20 protein-coding genes are annotated in these 19,945 nt (G+C 46.5%); 17 read left to right on the top strand and 3 right to left on the bottom strand.

The features are described 5' to 3' along the window. Positions 1–58 precede the first annotated feature (58 nt). The 12 genes from alaS (at position 59) to NYE42_RS13545 (ending at position 11,950) form a co-directional block, all read left to right on the top strand. Positions 59–2,695, top strand: a complete 2,637-nt coding sequence (gene alaS / locus NYE42_RS13600; RefSeq protein ID WP_007408211.1) for an alanine--tRNA ligase — start codon at positions 59–61, stop codon at positions 2,693–2,695. Between the two features lie 84 nt (positions 2,696–2,779). After that, complete coding sequence (locus NYE42_RS13595; RefSeq protein WP_003152749.1) at positions 2,780–3,046, top strand: IreB family regulatory phosphoprotein; 267 nt, start codon at positions 2,780–2,782, stop codon at positions 3,044–3,046. An 8-nt stretch (positions 3,047–3,054) separates the two neighbouring features. Next, the gene (ruvX, locus tag NYE42_RS13590) at positions 3,055–3,471 is read left to right on the top strand and encodes a Holliday junction resolvase RuvX (RefSeq protein WP_003152750.1); all 417 of its coding nucleotides are present in this window, start codon (positions 3,055–3,057) and stop codon (positions 3,469–3,471) included. 12 nt (positions 3,472–3,483) lie between these two features. Beyond that, positions 3,484–3,765: a DUF1292 domain-containing protein gene (locus NYE42_RS13585; protein WP_003152751.1), complete on the top strand. Its 282-nt coding sequence runs from the start codon at positions 3,484–3,486 to the stop codon at positions 3,763–3,765. A 110-nt stretch (positions 3,766–3,875) separates the two neighbouring features. Continuing rightward, positions 3,876–4,967: an endolytic transglycosylase MltG gene (gene mltG, locus NYE42_RS13580; RefSeq protein WP_053573165.1), complete on the top strand. Its 1,092-nt coding sequence runs from the start codon at positions 3,876–3,878 to the stop codon at positions 4,965–4,967. Positions 4,968–5,118: 151 nt separating this feature from the next. After that, entirely contained in the window at positions 5,119–5,772 is a 654-nt protein-coding gene (locus NYE42_RS13575) for an O-methyltransferase (RefSeq protein WP_064107176.1), read from the top strand. Between the two features lie 6 nt (positions 5,773–5,778). After that, positions 5,779–6,708, top strand: a complete 930-nt coding sequence (locus tag NYE42_RS13570) for a peptidase U32 family protein (protein WP_007408214.1) — start codon at positions 5,779–5,781, stop codon at positions 6,706–6,708. Between the two features lie 17 nt (positions 6,709–6,725). Continuing rightward, positions 6,726–7,994: a U32 family peptidase gene (locus tag NYE42_RS13565; RefSeq protein WP_241457580.1), complete on the top strand. Its 1,269-nt coding sequence runs from the start codon at positions 6,726–6,728 to the stop codon at positions 7,992–7,994. Between the two features lie 6 nt (positions 7,995–8,000). Next, entirely contained in the window at positions 8,001–8,636 is a 636-nt protein-coding gene (gene udk, locus NYE42_RS13560; RefSeq protein ID WP_003152763.1) for a uridine kinase, read from the top strand. Positions 8,637–8,889: 253 nt separating this feature from the next. After that, positions 8,890–9,363, top strand: coding sequence for a transcription elongation factor GreA (gene greA / locus NYE42_RS13555; protein WP_003152766.1), 474 nt, complete (start codon positions 8,890–8,892; stop codon positions 9,361–9,363). A gap of 52 nt (positions 9,364–9,415) precedes the next feature. Beyond that, positions 9,416–11,170, top strand: a complete 1,755-nt coding sequence (locus tag NYE42_RS13550) for a penicillin-binding protein 2 (protein ID WP_352426518.1) — start codon at positions 9,416–9,418, stop codon at positions 11,168–11,170. Between the two features lie 63 nt (positions 11,171–11,233). Continuing rightward, on the top strand, positions 11,234–11,950 hold the full coding sequence (locus NYE42_RS13545; protein ID WP_007408217.1) for a YrrS family protein: 717 nt from the start codon (positions 11,234–11,236) through the stop codon (positions 11,948–11,950). A gap of 39 nt (positions 11,951–11,989) precedes the next feature. Here NYE42_RS13545 and NYE42_RS13540 read toward each other — a convergent pair whose 3' ends face one another. Then, positions 11,990–12,193: a YrzA family protein gene (locus tag NYE42_RS13540; protein ID WP_003152771.1), complete on the bottom strand. Its 204-nt coding sequence runs from the start codon at positions 12,191–12,193 to the stop codon at positions 11,990–11,992. A 183-nt stretch (positions 12,194–12,376) separates the two neighbouring features. Here NYE42_RS13540 and NYE42_RS13535 point away from each other — a divergent pair, with 183 nt between their 5' ends. The 5 genes from NYE42_RS13535 (at position 12,377) to NYE42_RS13515 (ending at position 16,163) form a co-directional block, all read left to right on the top strand. After that, entirely contained in the window at positions 12,377–13,018 is a 642-nt protein-coding gene (locus NYE42_RS13535; RefSeq protein ID WP_012118064.1) for a class I SAM-dependent methyltransferase, read from the top strand. A 20-nt stretch (positions 13,019–13,038) separates the two neighbouring features. Continuing rightward, a complete protein-coding gene (gene mtnN / locus NYE42_RS13530; RefSeq protein ID WP_003152774.1) occupies positions 13,039–13,734 on the top strand; it encodes a 5'-methylthioadenosine/S-adenosylhomocysteine nucleosidase in 696 nt (231 codons plus the stop codon). A gap of 47 nt (positions 13,735–13,781) precedes the next feature. After that, positions 13,782–14,705, top strand: a complete 924-nt coding sequence (locus NYE42_RS13525) for an O-acetylserine dependent cystathionine beta-synthase (RefSeq protein ID WP_144663947.1) — start codon at positions 13,782–13,784, stop codon at positions 14,703–14,705. A gap of 1 nt (position 14,706) precedes the next feature. Further along, positions 14,707–15,849 (top strand): bifunctional cystathionine gamma-lyase/homocysteine desulfhydrase, encoded by a 1,143-nt coding sequence (locus NYE42_RS13520; RefSeq protein WP_007612766.1) that lies wholly within the window; start codon positions 14,707–14,709, stop codon positions 15,847–15,849. 83 nt (positions 15,850–15,932) lie between these two features. Then, positions 15,933–16,163 carry a YrhC family protein gene (locus NYE42_RS13515; RefSeq protein ID WP_352426517.1) on the top strand — a complete coding sequence of 77 codons (231 nt, stop codon included), beginning with the start codon at positions 15,933–15,935 and terminating at the stop codon, positions 16,161–16,163. 39 nt (positions 16,164–16,202) lie between these two features. On the opposite strand, the gene NYE42_RS13510 is transcribed toward NYE42_RS13515, so the two are convergent. Together NYE42_RS13510 and fdhF are read right to left on the bottom strand one after the other, a co-directional pair. Further along, a complete protein-coding gene (locus NYE42_RS13510; protein WP_003152780.1) occupies positions 16,203–16,694 on the bottom strand; it encodes a DUF1641 domain-containing protein in 492 nt (163 codons plus the stop codon). Positions 16,695–16,711: 17 nt separating this feature from the next. Then, a complete protein-coding gene (gene fdhF, locus NYE42_RS13505) occupies positions 16,712–19,654 on the bottom strand; it encodes a formate dehydrogenase subunit alpha (protein ID WP_199022055.1) in 2,943 nt (980 codons plus the stop codon). Between the last annotated feature and the right edge of the window lie 291 nt (positions 19,655–19,945).

The raw sequence follows: 19,945 nt of genomic DNA, 5'->3' as shown, positions 1-19,945 counted from the left end.
AGAGAGCTTTTTTGCTGTCGCAAAAGAGAATTTCGGGTAGTGATAAGGAGGAATATAGATGAAACACTTAACTTCTGCTGAAGTGCGTCAAATGTTTTTAGATTTCTTTAAAGAAAAAGGCCATGCCGTTGAACCGAGCGCCTCATTGGTTCCGCATGAAGATCCGTCTTTATTATGGATCAACAGCGGCGTTGCGACGCTGAAAAAATACTTTGACGGCCGCGTTGTGCCGGAGAATCCGAGAATTGTAAACGCGCAAAAATCAATTCGAACAAATGATATTGAAAATGTGGGGAAAACGGCGCGCCACCACACGTTCTTTGAGATGCTCGGAAACTTTTCCATCGGTGATTATTTTAAAGAAGAAGCGATCACGTGGGCATGGGAGTTTTTAACGAGCGAAAAGTGGATCGGCTTTGATCCGGAGCTGCTGTCTGTAACGGTTCACCCTGAGGATGAAGAAGCTTATACGCTATGGGCGGAAAAAATCGGCGTTCCGGAAGAAAGAATCATCCGTCTGGAAGGGAACTTCTGGGATATCGGCGAAGGCCCGAGCGGACCGAATACGGAAATTTTCTATGACCGCGGCGAGAAATACGGCAATGACCCGTCAGATTCTGAATTGTATCCGGGCGGCGAAAATGATCGTTATCTTGAAGTATGGAACCTGGTATTCTCAGAGTTCAACCACAACCCGGACGGCACGTACACACCGCTTCCGAAGAAAAACATTGATACGGGCATGGGGCTTGAACGGATGGTCTCCGTGATTCAGGATGTCCCGACAAACTTTGACACTGATTTGTTTATGCCGATTATTGAAGCAACAGAGCGCATTTCCGGAGATGCTTACGGAAAGGACGCAGTGAAGGATACGGCCTTTAAAGTGATCGCCGATCATATCAGAACGGTCGCATTTGCGGTAAGCGACGGAGCTCTGCCGTCAAATGAAGGGCGCGGGTATGTACTGAGACGCCTTTTGCGCCGGGCAGTGCGATACGCGAAAACCATCGGTATCAGCCGTCCGTTTATGTACGAACTGGTGCCGACTGTTGCAGGAATTATGGACGCTTTCTATCCGGAGGTGAAAGAAAAGCAAGAGTTTATCGCCAAAGTCATCAAAACGGAGGAAGAGCGCTTCCACGAAACATTAAACGAAGGTCTGGCCATTTTATCCGACGTGATAAAGAAAGAGAAGGAAAAAGGCAGCGGCATCATCTCCGGAAAAGACGTATTCAAACTGTACGATACGTACGGATTCCCGGTTGAATTGACGGAGGAATACGCGGAAGATGAGCAAATGACGGTTGACCATAAAGGCTTTGAAGCCGAAATGGAAAAACAGCGTGAACGGGCGAGAAATGCGCGCCAAGATGTAGGAAGCATGCAGGTTCAGGGCGGCGCATTGCGCGACATTACCGCAGAAAGCACATTTGTCGGCTACAGTGCCGTAAAAGCTGAAGCGAAGGTGATCGAGCTTCTTCATGACGGGCAATTAATCAGTGAGGCGCATGAAGGGGATACCGTCCAAATCCTTCTTGACAAAACGCCTTTCTATGCTGAAAGCGGCGGACAGATCGGTGACAGAGGAGTGCTGAGAAGCGAGCAGGCTGTCGTAACCATTAAAGACGTGAAAAAAGCTCCGAACGGTCAGCATGTACACGAAGGCACGGTGGCTAGCGGCACGATTCAAAAAGGCGCAAGCGTGACGGCTGAAGTTGAAGATCAAATGAGAAGCGGCGTGGTGAAAAACCATACGGCTACCCACCTTCTGCACCAGGCGCTGAAAGACGTTCTCGGCACACATGTCAACCAAGCGGGTTCACTCGTTACCGAAAACCGTCTGCGTTTTGACTTCTCTCATTTCGGTCAAGTGACGAAAGAAGAACTTGAACGCATTGAAGGAATCGTCAACGAAAAAATCTGGGAGAGCATTCCGGTAGCGATTGATTTGAAACCGATCAATGAAGCGAAAGAAATGGGCGCGATGGCCCTGTTCGGCGAGAAATACGGCGATATCGTCCGCGTCGTACAAGTCGGAGATTACAGCCTTGAGCTTTGCGGCGGATGCCATGTTACGAATACGGCTGAAATCGGCCTGTTTAAAATCGTATCCGAATCAGGGATCGGCGCAGGGACGCGAAGAATTGAAGCCGTAACAGGAAAAGGCGCTTATCAGGAAATGAACAGCCAGCTCAGCCTTCTGCAGCACGCTGCGGACGAGCTGAAATCAAACGTAAAAGACGTACCGAAGCGAATTCAGTCTCTTCAAGCGGAGCTGAAGGAAGCGCAAAGAGAAAATGAATCATTGCTCAGCAAACTTGGCAATGTGGAAGCCGGAGCCATTCTGTCTAAAGTAAAAGACATCGGCGGCGTAAAAGTGCTGGCTGAAAAAGTAAATGCGAAAGACATGAACCACCTTCGCACTATGGTGGATGATCTGAAAGCGAAGCTCGGTTCTGCGGTCATCATTCTCGGCGCCGTGCAAAATGAGAAAGTCAACCTTTCAGCAGGCGTGACGAAAGACCTGATCGAAAAAGGCCTTCATGCCGGCAAAATGGTCAAACAAGCGGCTGAAGTCTGCGGAGGCGGAGGCGGAGGCCGTCCGGACATGGCGCAGGCCGGCGGAAAGCAGCCTGAAAAATTGGAAGAGGCGCTCGCATCTGCGGAAGATTGGATAAAATCCGTTTTATAATCCTTTCAACTAGTGTAGAATGATGATAAGATGAGGACCTCAGGCTGAACTTTGCCTGCGAATTTGGGAAAGAGGTGCAAAACGGTGAGCTCGTTTGATAAAACGATGAAATTTAATTTCTCCGATGATTCTGCTGAAACAAACGTCGAAGAAGTGCTGATTACGGTATATGATGCGCTTCAGGAAAAGGGGTACAATCCTATCAACCAGATTGTCGGATACTTGCTGTCTGGAGATCCTGCATACATTCCTAGGCATCGCGACGCCCGGAACTTAATTCGCAAACTGGAACGTGACGAATTAATCGAGGAATTGGTAAAATCCTATCTAGAACAGCATAAAGAGGCGTAAATACATTCATGAGAATATTGGGACTTGATCTTGGAACGAAAACACTCGGCGTAGCTTTAAGCGATGAAATGGGCTGGACCGCTCAAGGCATTGAGACGATAAAAATAAACGAGGCTGAAGGAGATTACGGTCTGGACCGTTTATCCGAGCTGATGAAAGACTATAATGTAGAGAAGATCGTGCTCGGTTTTCCGAAAAACATGAACGGGACGATCGGTCCGAGAGGCGAAGCCAGCCAAACATTTGCGAAACTGCTTGAAACAGCGTACAATGTCCCTGTTGTGCTGTGGGACGAGCGTCTGACGACGATGGCGGCTGAAAAAATGCTGATCGCGGCTGACGTCAGCAGGCAAAAACGAAAAAAAGTCATTGATAAAATGGCGGCTGTCATGATCCTTCAAGGATATCTGGACAGTTTAAACTAAGAGGTGAAAAAAATGGAACACGGCGAAAAACACATTACAATTGTCGATGATCAAGGCAACGAACAGCTTTGCGAAGTGCTGTTCACATTTGAAAACGACACATTCAACAAATCTTACGTACTTTATTATCCGATTGATGCTCAAGACGATGATGAAATCGAAATTCACGCTTCAAGCTTCGAACCGAACGAAAACGGTGAAGACGGCGAATTGATGCCGATTGAAACCGATGAAGAGTGGGAAATGATCGAAGAAACGCTGAACACGTTTTTAGCGGAAGAAGACGAAGAATAAAATGAACGGAAAAAGCCGGAGCGCATATGCGCTTCGGCTTTTTTTTGTAATAAATTGCCGAATGCACATGAATCATGTAGTATAAGAGCTGTTGGGAGGAAAATACTTGTATGAATATCAATCAGACTAAACATTCATTTCCGCGTAAAAACAAAAAAACGACGATAATACTGTCCTCCGTGATCGCTCTGCTTATCATCATTTGCGGTGCTTTTTTCTATGGAAAATCTCTGCTGTCTCCGGTTGACAAAGGCAGCAAAACGGCAGTCAATATTAATATTCCGAGCGGTTCTTCCGTTTCGGCAATCGCTGAAATTCTTGAGGATCAGCATGTCATCAAAAGCAAAAAAGCATTTCAGCTGTATGTGAAGTATAAAGGCGCTTCCGGGTTTCAGGCGGGATTTTACCACCTGAATAAAGGAATGGATGCGGATGCGATTATCAAAAAACTGACCGCGGGATCAACGGGATATGCTTTTCAGATCTCCGTTCCTGAAGGAAAACAGCTTACGCAGATTGCAGAGGCGATCGCAAAAGAAACATCATATTCTAAAGAAGAGATCATGGCGAAACTGGATGACAAAACATTCATCGGCAAACTGAAGAAACAGTTTCCTGATACGATAACGGACGCGCTTTCAAACAAGAAGCTCAAGCATCCGCTAGAAGGCTATCTGTATCCGGCCACATATCCGTTTAATGATCCGGATGCATCGCTTGACACGATTTTGACGGCAATGGTTCAGGAAACAAACGCCCGTATCGAAACGTATAAATCTGAACTGGAAAAAAAGAAACTTTCCGTTCATAACGCGCTGACAATGGCATCGCTAATTGAAGAAGAAGCCACCGCCAAAGCTGACCGTCACAAAATCGCCAGCGTTTTTTACAACAGGCTCGAAGAAAAAATGCCGCTGCAGACTGACCCGACGGTATTATATGCGGCCGGTAAGCATAAAAGCCGGGTCTACTACAAAGACCTGAAAATTGATTCTCCGTTTAATACGTATAAACATAAGGGGCTGCCGCCGGGACCGATTGCAAATGCCGGTGATTCATCATGGGAAGCGGCTCTCCGCCCTGACAAAACGGATTATCTCTATTTCCTTGCAAAATCAAACGGCGAGGTCGTTTTCACCAAAACATTAAAAGACCATAATAAAGCGAAGGAAAAGTATATTTCCAAAAAAGACAGCGAATAAAAGGAGGGCAAAAGCTCTCCTTTTATTCCATTCTGAAAGGTTTTATGATAAAATATATCGGGTTGTTTACTTATGGATAAAGAAGTGTCTTAAGAGAGTGTCCCCGCGGATTCGTCAGGGGCACTCCTTTTTAGAACGGAGGCTGTTTGCCGTGAATGATCGGTATGAACAAATAAACGAGTATATAAACGCGATGCTGAAGCCTCGGCCTGATAAAGTGAAAAAGCTTGAAGCCTATGCAAAAGAGCACCATGTTCCGATTATGGAAGAAGCGGGCATTGAAGTGCTGCTTCAAATGCTGTCGATTCAACAGGCGAAAAACATTTTGGAAATCGGCGCGGCAATCGGATATTCCGCCATACGGATGGCGCTTGAGCTTCCGGGTGCGAATATTTACACGATTGAACGGGACGACAAACGCTATGAAGAAGCTGTGAACAATATAAAAGACTTCGAAATGGAAAACCGGATTCACGTAATGCACGGGGATGCGCTGGAACTTTCTGAGTCTGTCCGTGTCACGGCTCCTTATGATGCCATTTTTATCGACGCGGCCAAAGGCCAGTACACGAACTTTTTTGAGCTCTATGAACCGATGCTTGCGCCGGATGGAGTCATTTTTACGGACAATGTTCTGTTTAAAGGACTGGTGGCACAAAATCACTCGGACATTGAGCCGAAAAGAAGACGGAAGCTTGTTGAAAAAATTGATCAATATAACCAATGGCTGATGGGCCGGCCTGACTATCAAACGGTCATACTGCCGGTCGGAGACGGCATCGCCATCAGTAAAAAGAAGAGGTGAAGGATCATGAAAAAACCTGAACTTTTGGTGACTCCGACTTCTGTACAGGATATTCTTCCGCTCATTCAAGCGGGCGCAACGGCCCTGTTAGTCGGAGAACAGAGATACGGCCTGAGACTGGCCGGTGAATTTTCAAGAGAAGATATAAAAGAAGCCGTAAAGACAGCTCATCAGGAAGGCGCGAAAGTGTACGCCGCCGTCAATGCTATTTTTCACAACGAAAAAGTGGACGAGCTGAACGGCTATCTTGCCTTTTTGCAGGAGGCCGGCGTTGATGCGGCTGTTTTCGGTGATCCGGCCGTTTTAATGGCGGCGCGTGAAGCGGCTCCCGAGCTTAAACTGCACTGGAGCACGGAAACAACGGGAACCAACTACTACTCCTGCAATTACTGGGGACGCAAAGGCGCACGGCGGGCAGTGCTGGCTAAGGAATTAAATATGGACAGCATCATTGACATAAAAGAAAACGCCGAAGTGGAAATTGAAATTCAAATCCACGGCATGACGTGCATGTTCCAATCGAAGCGTTCTTTAGTGGGCCATTACTTTGAATACCAGGGTAAAGTCATGGACATCGAACAGAAGAAAAAAGAAGCGGGGATGTTTCTGCATGACAAAGAACGGGGCAATAAATATCCGATTTTTGAAGATGAAAACGGCACGCACATCATGAGCCCGAACGATGTGTGCATGATTGATGAATTAGAGGACCTGATGGACGCCGGCATCGATTCTTTCAAAATCGACGGAGTTTTGAAGTCTCCTGAATACTTAACTGAAGTGACCCGCATGTACAGAGAAGCAATCGATCTGTGCTTCGAAAGCCGGGAGACATACGAAGAGAAAAAAGAGAGCTGGATAGAGCGGATTGAAAGCATTCAGCCTGTGAACAGAAGCATCGACACAGGATTCTTCTTTAAAGAAACGGTCTATTAAAAAGGAGGGTGCAACGGATGACAGCCGTAAATCAAACCATTTCCAAAGTCGTAAACGGAAAACGCGTCATTACGAAAAAACCTGAACTCCTTGCTCCGGCAGGAAACCTTGAAAAATTAAAAATTGCCGTTCATTACGGAGCGGACGCGGTTTTTATCGGAGGACAGGAATACGGACTCCGCTCAAATGCGGATAACTTCTCAATAGAAGAAATCGCAGAGGGCGTAGAATTTGCCAAAAAATACGGGGCAAAAATATATGTGACAACAAACATTTTCGCCCATAATGAAAATATGGACGGTCTGGAAGAATACTTAAAAGCGTTGGGAGACGCAAAAGTTGCCGGAATTATCGTCGCTGATCCGCTGATTATTGAAACATGCCGGAGAGTGGCCCCGGACGTAGAAATTCACCTCAGTACACAGCAGTCCCTTTCCAACTGGAAAGCGGTGCAGTTCTGGAAAGAAGAAGGGCTTGACCGCGTGGTGCTTGCCCGTGAAACGAGCGGACTGGAAATTAAAGAAATGAAGGAAAAGGTGGATATTGAAATTGAAACCTTTATCCACGGTGCCATGTGTATCGCTTATTCAGGCCGATGCGTGCTGAGCAATCACATGACGGCCCGGGATTCCAACCGCGGCGGCTGCTGTCAGTCCTGCCGCTGGGATTATGACCTGTATCAGACAGACGGTGCAAACGCGGTCGCGCTCTATGACGAAGAAGACGCTCCGTTTGCGATGAGCCCGAAAGATTTAAAATTGATTGAATCCATTCCGCAAATGATCGAGATGGGCATCGACAGCCTGAAAATTGAAGGCCGGATGAAATCGATTCATTACGTTGCGACGGTTGTCAGCGTGTATCGCAAAGTCATCGACGCATACTGCGCTGATCCTGAAAACTTTGTCATTCAAAAAGAATGGCTGGATGAGCTGGACAAATGTGCAAACCGGGATACCGCGCCTGCTTTCTTTGAAGGCACGCCCGGGTATGAAGAGCAGATGTTCGGCGAACACGGAAAGAAAACAACATTTGATTTTGCCGGTCTCGTGCTCGCGTATAACGAGGAAACTCAAATGGTGACGCTCCAGCAGCGCAATTTCTTTAAACAAGGTGACGAAGTGGAATTTTTCGGTCCTGAAATCGACAATTTCACATTCACAGTCGGCACTATTTGGGACGAAGACGGAAACGAGCTTGATGCTGCCCGCCATCCCCTGCAAATCGTTACATTTAAAGTAGACAAAAAGATTTATCCGAGCAACATGATGAGAAAGGGGAAGTAATCACCAATGGGTAAGAGTCCTGTAGTTATAGGCATCGCAGGAGGTTCCGGATCAGGAAAAACAAGCGTCACCCGTTCCATCTATGAACAGTTTAAAGGACACTCGATTTTAATGATCCAGCAAGACCTTTATTATAAAGACCAAAGCCATCTTCCGTTTGAAGAAAGGCTGAACACAAACTATGATCACCCGCTCGCATTTGATAATGACTATTTAATCGAGCATATTCAAGAGCTTTTGAATTACCGGCCGATAGAAAAGCCGATTTATGATTATAAACTGCATACGCGTTCTGAGGAAACCATTCCGGTTGAGCCGAAGGATGTCATTATTCTGGAAGGCATTCTCGTTCTCGAAGATAAAAGACTTCGCGACCTCATGGATATGAAACTTTATGTCGACACGGACGCGGATCTCCGTATCATCAGACGGATTATGAGAGATATTAACGAAAGAGGCCGTTCAATCGATTCTGTCATTGAGCAGTATGTGTCCGTCGTCAGACCGATGCACAATCAGTTTGTTGAACCGACGAAACGCTACGCGGACATCATTATTCCGGAAGGCGGACAAAACCACGTCGCAATTGATCTGATGGTCACGAAGATTCAAACGATCCTTGAACAAAATGCAATTTTGTAATACCATAGCATAGACATAAATAACTCAGACCATATTATGTATAGGCTGGAAGGGAATGAGACAGTTCCCTTCTTTCCCTGTTTATAAACCGAAACATTTGCAGAAAACACACATTCAGTTTAAGATAAACAGTACCTATATGGGAGAGAAGAACGAGGACTGCCCTGTGTTCTCATTCTTGATTTTTTCGTTTATGCTCTCATACATAATCACACGTTATTGTTGAGGGACAACCACCAAGGAGTGAAGGAACATGGCACAAGAAAAAGTTTTTCCGATGACTCACGAAGGAAAACAAAAACTAGAACAAGAATTAGAGCAATTGAAAACGGTTAAACGTAAAGAAGTAGTAGAACGAATTAAAATCGCAAGAAGCTTCGGAGATCTGTCAGAGAACTCTGAGTATGATTCTGCAAAAGAAGAACAGGCATTTGTGGAAGGGCGCATCACGACGCTTGAAAACATGATCCGCAATGCGAAAATCATCGAGGACGACGGCGGTTCAAATGTAGTCGGTTTGGGAAAAACCGTATCATTCATCGAATTGCCGGACGGTGAAGAAGAATCTTACACGATTGTCGGAAGCGCTGAAGCCGATCCGTTTGAAGGGAAAATTTCAAACGACTCGCCAATCGCCAAAAGCCTGCTCGGCAGAAAAGTGGACGAAGAAGTGACAGTTCAGACGCCGGGCGGAGAAATGCTCGTGAAAATTGTGAAAATTTCATAAGATCCGTTTAACAATGAAACACCTCGTCCAAAATGTGGATGAGGTGTTTTTTATGATCGTATCAAAAAGGCTGAAAACGGCCGTGATTTGTTTTCTGCTTGTGTTTTTCTTTCTGCTTGCGAGGCTGGCTGAAATTCAGTTGTTTTTTACAGAATCTTTTTCAAAATCCAATATTAATCTGATTCAGGAAAGCGTCAAGCAGCGGACGGAAGAAGTCCTTATTTCAGATGGACGCGGCTCTTTTCTTGATCGGAACGGCAAAGAACTGACCGGAAAAAAGCAGCCTGCCGTCATACTGTTTCCCTTTCTCGTGACGCAGGATTGGCCGGTTGACCGGGTATCAGACATTCTCGGAATGAAACAGGGGGAGCTCAGGCAGCTGCTCACGGAAGCGAAAAAACCGGTGGTCCTGAACAGCAGAAAAATAAAACATTTGACGAAACAATCCGTGTCAAATATCAATTCTTTGAAATATCCCGGCATTTACGGCGTATATATGAAAGACAGCAAAGAAACAAACATAGCCGCTCATCTGTTGGGCGCGACAAACCAGGACCCTGAGCTTTTGAAAAAGAAATACCCCGGCAGGAAGGAACTGCCGATCACGGCAAAGATCGGGACAAGCGGGATGGAGCGGACGTTTGATGAGTTTTTACTGGCGGATCAGGACACAAAACTTTTGTATCATGTCGACGGAAGGGGAAACCCTTTATTCGGAATGGACGTCAAATATACGGCTGAAGCAAACGCGTTTTATCCGCTGCAAGTCAAAACCTCCATCGACCGTAATATTCAAAAAGCAATGGAAGATGTATTGAAAGACCGCGGGTTAAAAAAGGGGGGAGCCGTCCTTTTAGACATTGAAAAAAGCAGTGTGCTCGGAATGGTATCAAAGCCTGACGCCGACATGTCAAAGCAGCAGACACTGCAAAATTACATGCTGACGCCGACTTATCCGGGATCAGTATTTAAAACGGTGATCGCCGCAGCCGCAATAGAACAAAACGAAGTGAAGCCGGGCACATCCTTTAACTGCAATCTCAACCTGTACGGAGAGCCGGGGGATGACAAAGGCACGCTCAGTTTTGGAGAAAGCTTTGCCCAAAGCTGCAATTATACGTTTACAAGCCTTGCGGAAAAATTGATCAAAAAAGATGATTCCGTTATTGAAAACATGGCGGAAAAACTTGGTCTCACCCAGCGGGCGGGCTGGGAAGGCAAGCTGTACCGGGAAGACGGATTCAGGCAGCTGTATAATGAAAAAAGCGGGGTCATTTGGGGAGATGACAAAGACAAAACCGTAAAAAAAGCCGTCGCACAGACGGCGATCGGGCAAAAAAACGTGAAAGTCACGCCTCTTGAAGTCGCCAATATGATGGCGGCGATCGCGCGCGGCGGTGAAAAAAAACAAGTCAAAATCGCGGACAAAATTGAATACAAAAACAAAACGACGATGGCGTTATTCAAAGATCAGCCGTTAAAAGGGGAAAACATCGACAAATATACGGCGCAGCAGCTTCAAAAAATTCTCAGAGAAGTCGTCACCTCACCGAAAGGAACCGGCCGAAGGTTTCAGGATCTGCCGTATGAGATAGCAGGCAAATCGGGAACGGCCCAGACGGGAATGTTTACAAAAGAAAAACAGACGCTTTACCACAAATGGTTTGCGGGATACTTTCCCGCGGACAAGCCGAAATATGCTCTCGTGGTGCTGCACATGGACACGCCGGGGGATAAGGCTCTGACAAATACAGTGTTTTATGATATTGTTAAAAAGGTACATGAAAATGAAATAAATCAGACATAGAACAACCGCTCAGCCCATGTTAAAATATATGCTGAGCAAGAGGGATAAAGGAGTGCAGAATGATTGAGCAATAAACAATCTCGTTTTGAAAACCGTGATAAGCGCAGAAAAGCAAATATGGTGCTTAACATTTTAATTGCTATCGTATCTATTCTTATTGTCGTCGTTGCCGTCAGCCTCTTCATTAACAGTCCGTCGAGCGACGTGAGCGAAAAAGCGGACACGAGCCAGAAGCAGGAAACACCTGCATCAGGCAAGACGAAGCAGACATCCGATGAAGACATAAAAGACAGCAAAAAAGATACGGCATCAGACGATGACAAAAAAGATAAACAGGATAAGGACACATCTGATTCATCTTCAGACTCTGACAGCAAAAAAGACGATGATTCATCGAAAAGTGATGACAGCAGCAAAAAAGACTCTGATTCAAGCGATCCTTTTAAAGGCGCAAAAATAACAGAGGGCGGCTCATCAAGCGATGTCGAGAAAACAATTGTTAACCCAAAATGGAAAGCGGTCGGCACAAAGCAGACGGGAGAACATACGGCGACGTATGACTCAAGCTCTGAAGACTGGTCCGAAATGCTTGACGCCATCTCTTACGCAACAGGCGTGTCAAAAGATCATATGACAGTGCTGTGGCTCGGAAACAATGGAAGCCCGCAAGATGCGAAGGGGAAAGTTTTAGACAAAACGAACGGCAAAAAGTATCAGGTCACCATCACTTGGAAAGACAAAAAAGGCTGGAAGCCGACAAAAGTAGAAACCTTAAAATAACCGCAAAAAAGCAGCTGATTATTCAGCTGCTTTTTTCTGTCATACGTCAGCTGAAAAATGCACCGACGCGCTGTAAAGGATTCTGCCGTCAACGGCCGTCACCTGATGGGATACGGAACGGACGCGAAGCATAATCGCCTGGTTGTTTTCAATCTGAACGTTTATTTTCTTTTCAAGCTCCTGCAAAGATGCCGCTTCGAAAAATTCTACTTTATCTTTGATTAAATCCAATTGAAAATTCATCAGTACAGATCCTCCTGATTTTTCTTCTGAGTCAATGAAAGTATAAGCCTTTCTGCCGTAATTGCGCAATAATCCCAAAGTATTTTAGTACACTTCCATTCTTTTTTGTGATAGGATAGGAACTGTTCCACGATTAATCCATACTATACTCATAGGAATTATAAAATATGGAGAGTGAAAAATATGGGCCGTGAATTTATTCCTTTATTTGAAGATTGGGCAGCGACTTATGATGCCACAGTGCACGGGGCTGACAAACAATATGCCGCTGTTTTTAAAGGATATGACAACATTCTTGACAGCATTGTCGCACTTTCAGGTTCAAACGTTTTAGAGTTCGGACCGGGAACGGGGAATTTAACGGCGAAATTAGCCGCTGCGAACAAAAAGGTGTTTGGTGTAGAACCGTCTCCGTCAATGAGAAAACTGGCGGCTGACAAGCTTTCTGACAAAGCCGTGTTCAGTGACGGAGATTTTCTGGAGTTTCCCGCTCCGCCTTTTCAAATAGATACCATCGTCAGCTCGTACGCCTTTCATCATTTAACCGATGAAGAAAAGCGAACGGCTGTAAAGCAGTATGGCGCAATCCTTCAGAAGCATGATAAAATAGTGTTTGCCGATACCGTCTTTAAAGATCATGAAGCTTATGATGAAGCCATTAAAAAAGCAATCCGAAACGGCTATCATCAATTAGCGGATGATTTAAAGACGGAACATTATCCGACACTCGGGACAATGAAAAACATCTTTTCAGAAGAGGGATTTGCCGCGCGGTTTACGCAGCAAAATGACTTTGTCTGGATAATGGAGGCGATTAAACGGTAAATCGAAGGGATTGTGTATAAATGAAACTGGCAGTCATCGGAGCAATGGAAGAGGAAGTTACGATTTTAAGAAGCAAACTGAAAGACGCAAAACAAGAGATGATCGCTCACTGTGAGTTTACAACTGGCAGCTATGAAGGCGTCGAAGTCATCTTGCTGAAATCAGGTATCGGGAAAGTCAACGCGGCGATCAGCACGACGCTTCTGCTTGACCGTTTCAAACCTGATTATGTGATTAACACAGGCTCAGCGGGCGGTTTTCATCATACATTGAATGTAGGCGACGTCGTCATCTCAACAGATGTCCGCCATCATGACGTGGATGTGACGGCGTTTGACTATGAATACGGACAGGTGCCGGGTCTTCCGGCAGCATACAAAGCTGATGAAAAGCTGATCAGCATTACTGAGGAAGCGGTTTCTGAACTGAACGGCATTCAAGTCGCCAAAGGCACAATCGCAACGGGAGATTCTTTTATGAACGATCCGAAGCGGGTTGAAGACGTACGCGCCAAATTTGCGGATTTGTACGCGGTTGAAATGGAAGCTGCGGCTGTCGCACAGGTGTGCCACCAGTTCAAAACGCCTTTTGTTGTCATCAGAGCTTTATCTGATATTGCCGGAAAAGAATCTGACGTTTCATTTGATAAATTTTTAGAACAGGCTGCCGTTCATTCAACTGAGCTTGTCCTGAATGTCATCAAACGAATTCACTAAGCGGGGGATTCTCGTTCTCCTCCGCTTTTCCAGGAGGAGGACATATATTGAACGTGATAACAGATATTACAGAACTGATCGGAAATACACCGCTGCTCCGTCTCAAGCATTTTGATCTACCGGAGGGAACAGCGGTTTATGCTAAGCTTGAGATGATGAATCCGGGCGGAAGCATTAAAGACAGGCTGGGCGGGATGCTCATTGAAGATGCGCTTCGCACGGGAAAGGTGAAACCGGGCGGCGTTATCATTGAGGCGACTGCCGGAAACACCGGGATCGGACTCGCTCTGTGCGCCAGAAAGCATCAGCTTCGCGCCGTTTTTTGCGTCCCGGAGCATTTCAGCAGAGAAAAGCAGCAAATTATGAAAGCTCTCGGAGCGGACATCGTGCATACGCCGAGAGAAGAAGGCATGCAGGGAGCCATCCGAAAAGCGCTTGAACTGGAGAGAGAGATTAATAATTCTTATGCCGTTCTGCAATTTAAAAACCGAGTAAATCCATTGACTTACTACAAAACGATCGGACCTGAAATATGGAACGCGCTCGGCGGGGATATCCACGCTTTTGTCGCAGGAGCGGGTTCCGGCGGCACCTTTGCCGGTACGGCAGCTTATTTAAAGGAGAAAAATCCTGCCGTCAAAACGGTGATCGTTGAACCGGAAGGCTCGATCCTGAACGGAGGAGAGCCGTATGCCCATAAAACGGAAGGCATCGGCATGGAGTTTATCCCGGATTATATGGACGAGAACCATTTTGACGCCATTTACACGGTGGAGGACGATACGGCGTTTTCGCTTGTCAGAGAAGCGGCCGAGAAAGAAGGCCTCTTAATTGGAAGCTCTTCAGGGGCGGCTCTTTATGCAGCGCTTGAAGAAGCGAAAAAAGCGCCCGCCGGATCAAATATCGTCACCATTTTCCCTGACGGCAGCGATCGATATATAAGCAAAAACATTTTTCAAGGAGGTCAGTAAGATGAAGAAAAAAACGCTGATGGTGCACGGAGGAATTACGGGAGATGAAAAAACAGGAGCGGTTTCCGTACCGATTTATCAAGTAAGCACGTACCAACAGCCGAAAGCGGGCGAGCACACGGGTTATGAATATTCAAGAACGGCCAATCCGACGCGGACGGCGCTTGAAAGCTTAATTGCAGAGCTTGAAGGCGGCGCGGCGGGATATGCGTTCGGCTCAGGCATGGCTGCGATTACTGCCGTCATGATGCTGTTTGACAGCGGCGATCATGTTATTTTGACGGATGATGTATACGGCGGCACTTACCGGGTGATGACAGGCGTGCTGAACCGCTTCGGCATTGAAGCGGACTTTGTCGATACGAGCAGTGAAGAAAAAGTCAAAAAGGCCATTCGCCCGAATACGAAAGCCATTTATATCGAAACACCGACAAACCCGCTATTGAAAGTGACTGACCTCAAACTGATGTCTGACATCGCAAAAGAAGCGGGCGTATTGCTTATCGTCGATAATACGTTTTACACGCCGTATTTCCAGCAGCCGCTCAGCTTCGGCGCTGACATCGTGCTGCACAGCGCGACAAAATATCTCGGCGGCCACAGCGATGTCGTCGGCGGCTTAGTCGTCACGGCTGATAAAGAACTGGGCGAAAAGCTTCATTATGTGCAAAACTCAACAGGCGGCGTTTTAGGACCGCAGGATTCATGGCTTTTGATGAGAGGCATTAAAACACTGGGACTCAGAATGGATGCCATCAATCACAGCGCCGGAAAAATCGCCGAGCTGCTTGAAGCACATGATGCCGTTCAGACGCTTTACTATCCGGGATCAGCGAAACACCCGGGCCATGAGCTGACAAAAGCGCAAAGCTCCGGTTTCGGCGGAATGATTTCCTTTGATGTCGGCAGCAGCGAACGCGTCGACGCGTTTTTAGAAAAATTGAACCTGTTTACGATCGCGGAAAGTTTAGGAGCGGTTGAAAGCTTAATCTCCGTGCCGTCCAGAATGACGCACGCTTCGATCCCGCGCGACCGCCGGCTTGCGCTTGGCATTACCGACGGGCTCGTGCGGATCTCAGTCGGTATTGAGGATACTGAGGATTTAACGGCGGATGTGAAACAGGCGCTTGATTCACTTTTATAAAGAATGGATAGATTTACATTCTCTGTCGGCTGTCAGCTTGTATTATAATGTTGGTAGACTATAAAACTGGCAGGTGACCTTATATGGAGAAGAAAAGACTGAAATCATTAATAGAAGATTTTAAGCATTACGCATTTATTCTGCTTGCAGTCAGCACCTTCATTTATATCGGCACGGTTCTTCCCGGACAAGGGCTGACTGCGGGCCAGAAAATGCTGATGTTTGTAACGGATTGTGTATTTTTAGCGGGCGCTTATTTCTGCGTTGACCGTTCACTTATTTATAAAAAGAGGCTGGAAGAGGCCGAAGAATAAAAAAAAGCCATTGTCTTTTGACAATGGCTTTTTCGTTTCTTATTCAGACGGGGTTTCGCGTAATTCTTTTCCCATTCCTTTTAAAAACTGCAGCCCGAAGCCGAGCGCGCGGTTAATATCAGGATCACCGACGGCTTTCATCAGTTCAAACATACTGACTTTCCTGTCCTCTTTTAAAAATCTTTGCGCCTGATCCGTCCCGGCCATGGCGCTTTCTAAAAGTCTGCCCATAAATTCGGGATCAGCTTTTGACAGCGCGCCTCCCGCGGCCATCATCGTATTCAGGAGATTGGTGACAGGTTCCCGGGAAATCTGTCCGAGTGCGATTTTGGCAATCTCCTCTTTTGCCTGGAGCATATAGCCGGCGGCATCAAAAATGCCCAAGCCATTCAGCTCTGCCATGATGGACATCGTTTTCGCGACGGCTTCTTCATTTTCTGCGAGAAGCGTCTTCAGTTCTTCCAGTTTTTCAGCTTTCAGCTGTTCCTCTGTTTTCGTTTCTTTTTGAATTTCAGTAATTGGGCTTGCCATAATGTTTCCTCCTTTCCTTAATCAGTTAAGTGCACATAGCCCGGACGGTTCCATTTTCGCTGAGCTTCCACACCGTTTTGCGGATGACGTTTTTTGTTCCGCGGATTCGTTTTCGGAAGCGGCGGAGTATCACAGGAACCAAGCACTTCCATGCGGACTTTTGTCTGCTTATAGGCAGGTGTATGTGTCCGTGAATCATACGCAGGCCCGGTCAGGAAATTAATCGCAGAATCTTTATCTGTAGAGTTCATCGGCAGATAAAGCTCATTTGCGCGGACTCGGTCTGTCACAAGCGCGTTCAATTTAACCGCCCCAAAAGGAGAGACGAGCCGGATCATTGTTCCGTCGCAAATTCCGCGTTCAGCCGCGAGCTCCGGCGATACTTCAACAAATACATCCGGAACTTTAGACTGAATGCCTTTTGACTTGTTTGTCATGTTTCCTTCGTGGAAATGTTCAAGCATCCGTCCGTTGTTAATATGCAGGTCATATTCTTCAGGGAATACAGCAGGCTCCACCCAATCGCTCAGCGCAAAACGGGCTTTTTTGTCCGGGAAGTTAAAGCCGTCTTCATAAAGAAGCGGAGTGCTTTCTCCCGTAAAGCTTCCCCACAAGAAGCTGTTCCAGCCGCTAAGAACGTCGTAGCTTGCTTTTCCGAACAGCGGAGAAAGGCTCGCCATTTCTGAGAAAATGTCGCTAGGATGCGTGTAATTCCAATCAGCGCCTAAACGATTGGCGACTTCCTGAATAATCCACCAGTCGGGTTTTGCATCGCCGAGTGTCGGAAGCGCCTGATACAATCTTTGCACACGCCGCTCTGTGTTTGTAAATGTTCCGTCTTTTTCAAGAGATGGAACCGCAGGCAGGATGACATCCGCGTATTGCGCCGTTCTTGAAAGGAAAATATCCTGCACAACAAAGAAATCAAGGCTGGATAAAATGTTATGAACATGGTTGGCGTTTGAATCGACGAGCGCCATATCTTCACCGACGAGATACATGGCTTTCATGTTTCCTTCTTCAATCGCATGGAGCATTTCGATATTATCAAGACCCGGCTTGCCGTCAATTTCAACACCGTAAGCTTTTTCGAATTTAGCGCGTGCCGCATCATCGGTAATATGCTGATACCCCGGAAGCCAGCCTGGAAGAGTTCCCATATCGCAAGCGCCTTGAACGTTGTTATGTCCCCGCAGCGGATAGGCTCCGGCGCCCGGACGGCGGTAGTTTCCTGTGGCAAGCAGCAGGTTGGAAATCGCCGCTGATGTATCAGAGCCGCCTGTATTCTGGGTAACGCCCATGCCCCAAAGAACACAAGTGCCGTCTGCATCACGAATCATTTCGGCAATGCGGATGATCGTATCCTGAGAAAGTCCGGTGATGCGCTCCGCATATTCCAATGTGTATTTTTCCAGCGTTTCTTTATAATCATCAAAGTAGTTGACATTTTCATCAATAAACGCTTGATCGTGCCAGCCTTGGTCAATCATATATTTCGTTACTGCCATGAGCCAGACCTGGTCAGTCCCTTGTTTTGGGCTGATAAAGAGGTCGGACCGTTCAGCCATTTCATTTCTGCGCAGATCGGCAACAATCAGTTTTTGGCCGTGCAGTTTATGGGCGCGTTTCACGCGTGTGGCCAGAACCGGATGTCCTTCCGCCGGATTGGCGCCGACGATGAGCACGAGGCCCGCTTTTGCGATATCTTTAATTGTGCCAGCGTCTCCGCCCATACCGACGGTGCGGAATAAGCCGTCCGTTGCCGGTGACTGGCAGTAGCGTGAGCAGTTATCCACGTTGTTGGTTTCAAATACTTGGCGTGCCAATTTTTGAATGACGTAGTTGTCTTCATTCGTAATTTTAGAAGAAGAAATAAAACCGACAGAACCATTTCCATGTTCGGTCTTGATCGAACCGAGTCTTGAAGCGACAAGATCAAGAGCTTCTTCCCATGACGATTCAACAAATGCGCCGTTTTTCCGGATAAGCGGTTTTGTAATCCGTTCTTCCGAATTCACGAAGTCCCAGCCGAATTTCCCTTTCACACAAGTGGAAATCGCATTAACCGGAGCATCGGAAACAGGCTGAATTTTAAGGATGTCACGGCCTTTTGTCCATACTTCAAAAGAGCATCCGACGCCGCAGAACGTGCAGACTGTTTTTGTTTTTTTCGTCCGTTTATCGCGCATAGCCGCTTCCACTTCAGACACGGCGAAGATGCTTGTATAGTCGGGTTCAACATTTTTCACTAAATCAATCATCGGTTCCATGACATCTTCTTTTATTCCTGTCATAAATCCGGCTTGGCCGAGCATTGATTTTTCCATCAGTGCGTTACAAGGACAGACAGTGACACACTGGCCGCAGCTGACGCAGGAAGATTCATTAATGGCGACGCCTTCATCCCAAATGACCCGCGGGCGGTCGCGCTCCCAATCAATTGAAAGGGTCTCATTCACCTGAAGGTTTTGACACACTTCCACACATTGGCCGCAGGCGATGCATTGGTTCGGATCATAGCGGTAAAACGGGTGAGACATATCAACCGCGCACTTTGAATCATCTTTCGGCGTATACGGATATTTCTGATGCTCAATTCCCATCATTTCCGCTGTATTATGCAGTGTGCAGTTGCCGTTGTTGTTATCGCATACCGTACAGTAAAGCAGGTGATTCTCGAGCAGGCGGTCCATGGCCTCTGTCTGAGCCTCTTTTACCCTTCCCGACGTAAGCGAGATGGACATCCCGTTTTCTGCAGCCGTGGAACAAGAGCGCTGCAATTTCCCGTTTACTTCAACAATACAGGTGTCACATGTTTGAATCGGATCCACTTCCGGTACATGGCATATTTGCGGAATCTCAATTCCGTTTTGGTTTAAAATATCTAAAATCTTAGACCCCTCTGGTGCTTCATACTCCGTGCCGTCAATTTTGACACGGATAGACTGAACGTCTGTCACTTCCAATTCCCCTCCATCTTTTAAACTCGAAAAAAGCCATGCACATAGATACCGGCCTCCTGTCCGGAGAACGGTATAAATACGCATGGCGGAATAGTTCACTAGCAAGTCTTACTAACAGACCAATCCTATTTGTATAAAACGATAGACTCATAACACGTTTCCTATTACAAATCCATCTTCACTGCTTTTATTATAAGGTGATATTTATTATAATACAATACGAAAGGAAAACTTTAACCAAGTGAAATGTCACAAAGGGGAACCGGGAATGTCTTTCATAGGCTAAAA

Source organism: Bacillus sp. FSL K6-2865 (assembly GCF_040311405.1).
GTDB lineage: Bacteria > Bacillota > Bacilli > Bacillales > Bacillaceae > Bacillus > Bacillus velezensis.
The sequence above is the reverse complement of the archived record's forward strand: the minus strand, read 5'-3'. Positions and strand labels throughout refer to the sequence as shown.

Excerpts from the sequence above, each read along its gene's own strand:
- mtnN (WP_003152774.1), top strand. The coding sequence starts at position 13,039 with ATGAAACTGGCAGTCATCGGAGCAATGGAAGAGGAAGTTACGATTTTA.
- NYE42_RS13565 (WP_241457580.1), top strand. The coding sequence starts at position 6,726 with ATGACAGCCGTAAATCAAACCATTTCCAAAGTCGTAAACGGAAAACGC.
- NYE42_RS13585 (WP_003152751.1), top strand. The coding sequence starts at position 3,484 with ATGGAACACGGCGAAAAACACATTACAATTGTCGATGATCAAGGCAAC.
- NYE42_RS13520 (WP_007612766.1), top strand. The coding sequence starts at position 14,707 with ATGAAGAAAAAAACGCTGATGGTGCACGGAGGAATTACGGGAGATGAA.
- greA (WP_003152766.1), top strand. The coding sequence starts at position 8,890 with ATGGCACAAGAAAAAGTTTTTCCGATGACTCACGAAGGAAAACAAAAA.
- NYE42_RS13515 (WP_352426517.1), top strand. The coding sequence starts at position 15,933 with ATGGAGAAGAAAAGACTGAAATCATTAATAGAAGATTTTAAGCATTAC.
- mltG (WP_053573165.1), top strand. The coding sequence starts at position 3,876 with ATGAATATCAATCAGACTAAACATTCATTTCCGCGTAAAAACAAAAAA.
- alaS (WP_007408211.1), top strand. The coding sequence starts at position 59 with ATGAAACACTTAACTTCTGCTGAAGTGCGTCAAATGTTTTTAGATTTC.
- NYE42_RS13510 (WP_003152780.1), bottom strand. The coding sequence starts at position 16,694 with ATGGCAAGCCCAATTACTGAAATTCAAAAAGAAACGAAAACAGAGGAA.
- NYE42_RS13535 (WP_012118064.1), top strand. The coding sequence starts at position 12,377 with ATGGGCCGTGAATTTATTCCTTTATTTGAAGATTGGGCAGCGACTTAT.
- NYE42_RS13540 (WP_003152771.1), bottom strand. The coding sequence starts at position 12,193 with ATGAATTTTCAATTGGATTTAATCAAAGATAAAGTAGAATTTTTCGAA.
- NYE42_RS13570 (WP_007408214.1), top strand. The coding sequence starts at position 5,779 with ATGAAAAAACCTGAACTTTTGGTGACTCCGACTTCTGTACAGGATATT.
- udk (WP_003152763.1), top strand. The coding sequence starts at position 8,001 with ATGGGTAAGAGTCCTGTAGTTATAGGCATCGCAGGAGGTTCCGGATCA.
- ruvX (WP_003152750.1), top strand. The coding sequence starts at position 3,055 with ATGAGAATATTGGGACTTGATCTTGGAACGAAAACACTCGGCGTAGCT.
- NYE42_RS13550 (WP_352426518.1), top strand. The coding sequence starts at position 9,416 with ATGATCGTATCAAAAAGGCTGAAAACGGCCGTGATTTGTTTTCTGCTT.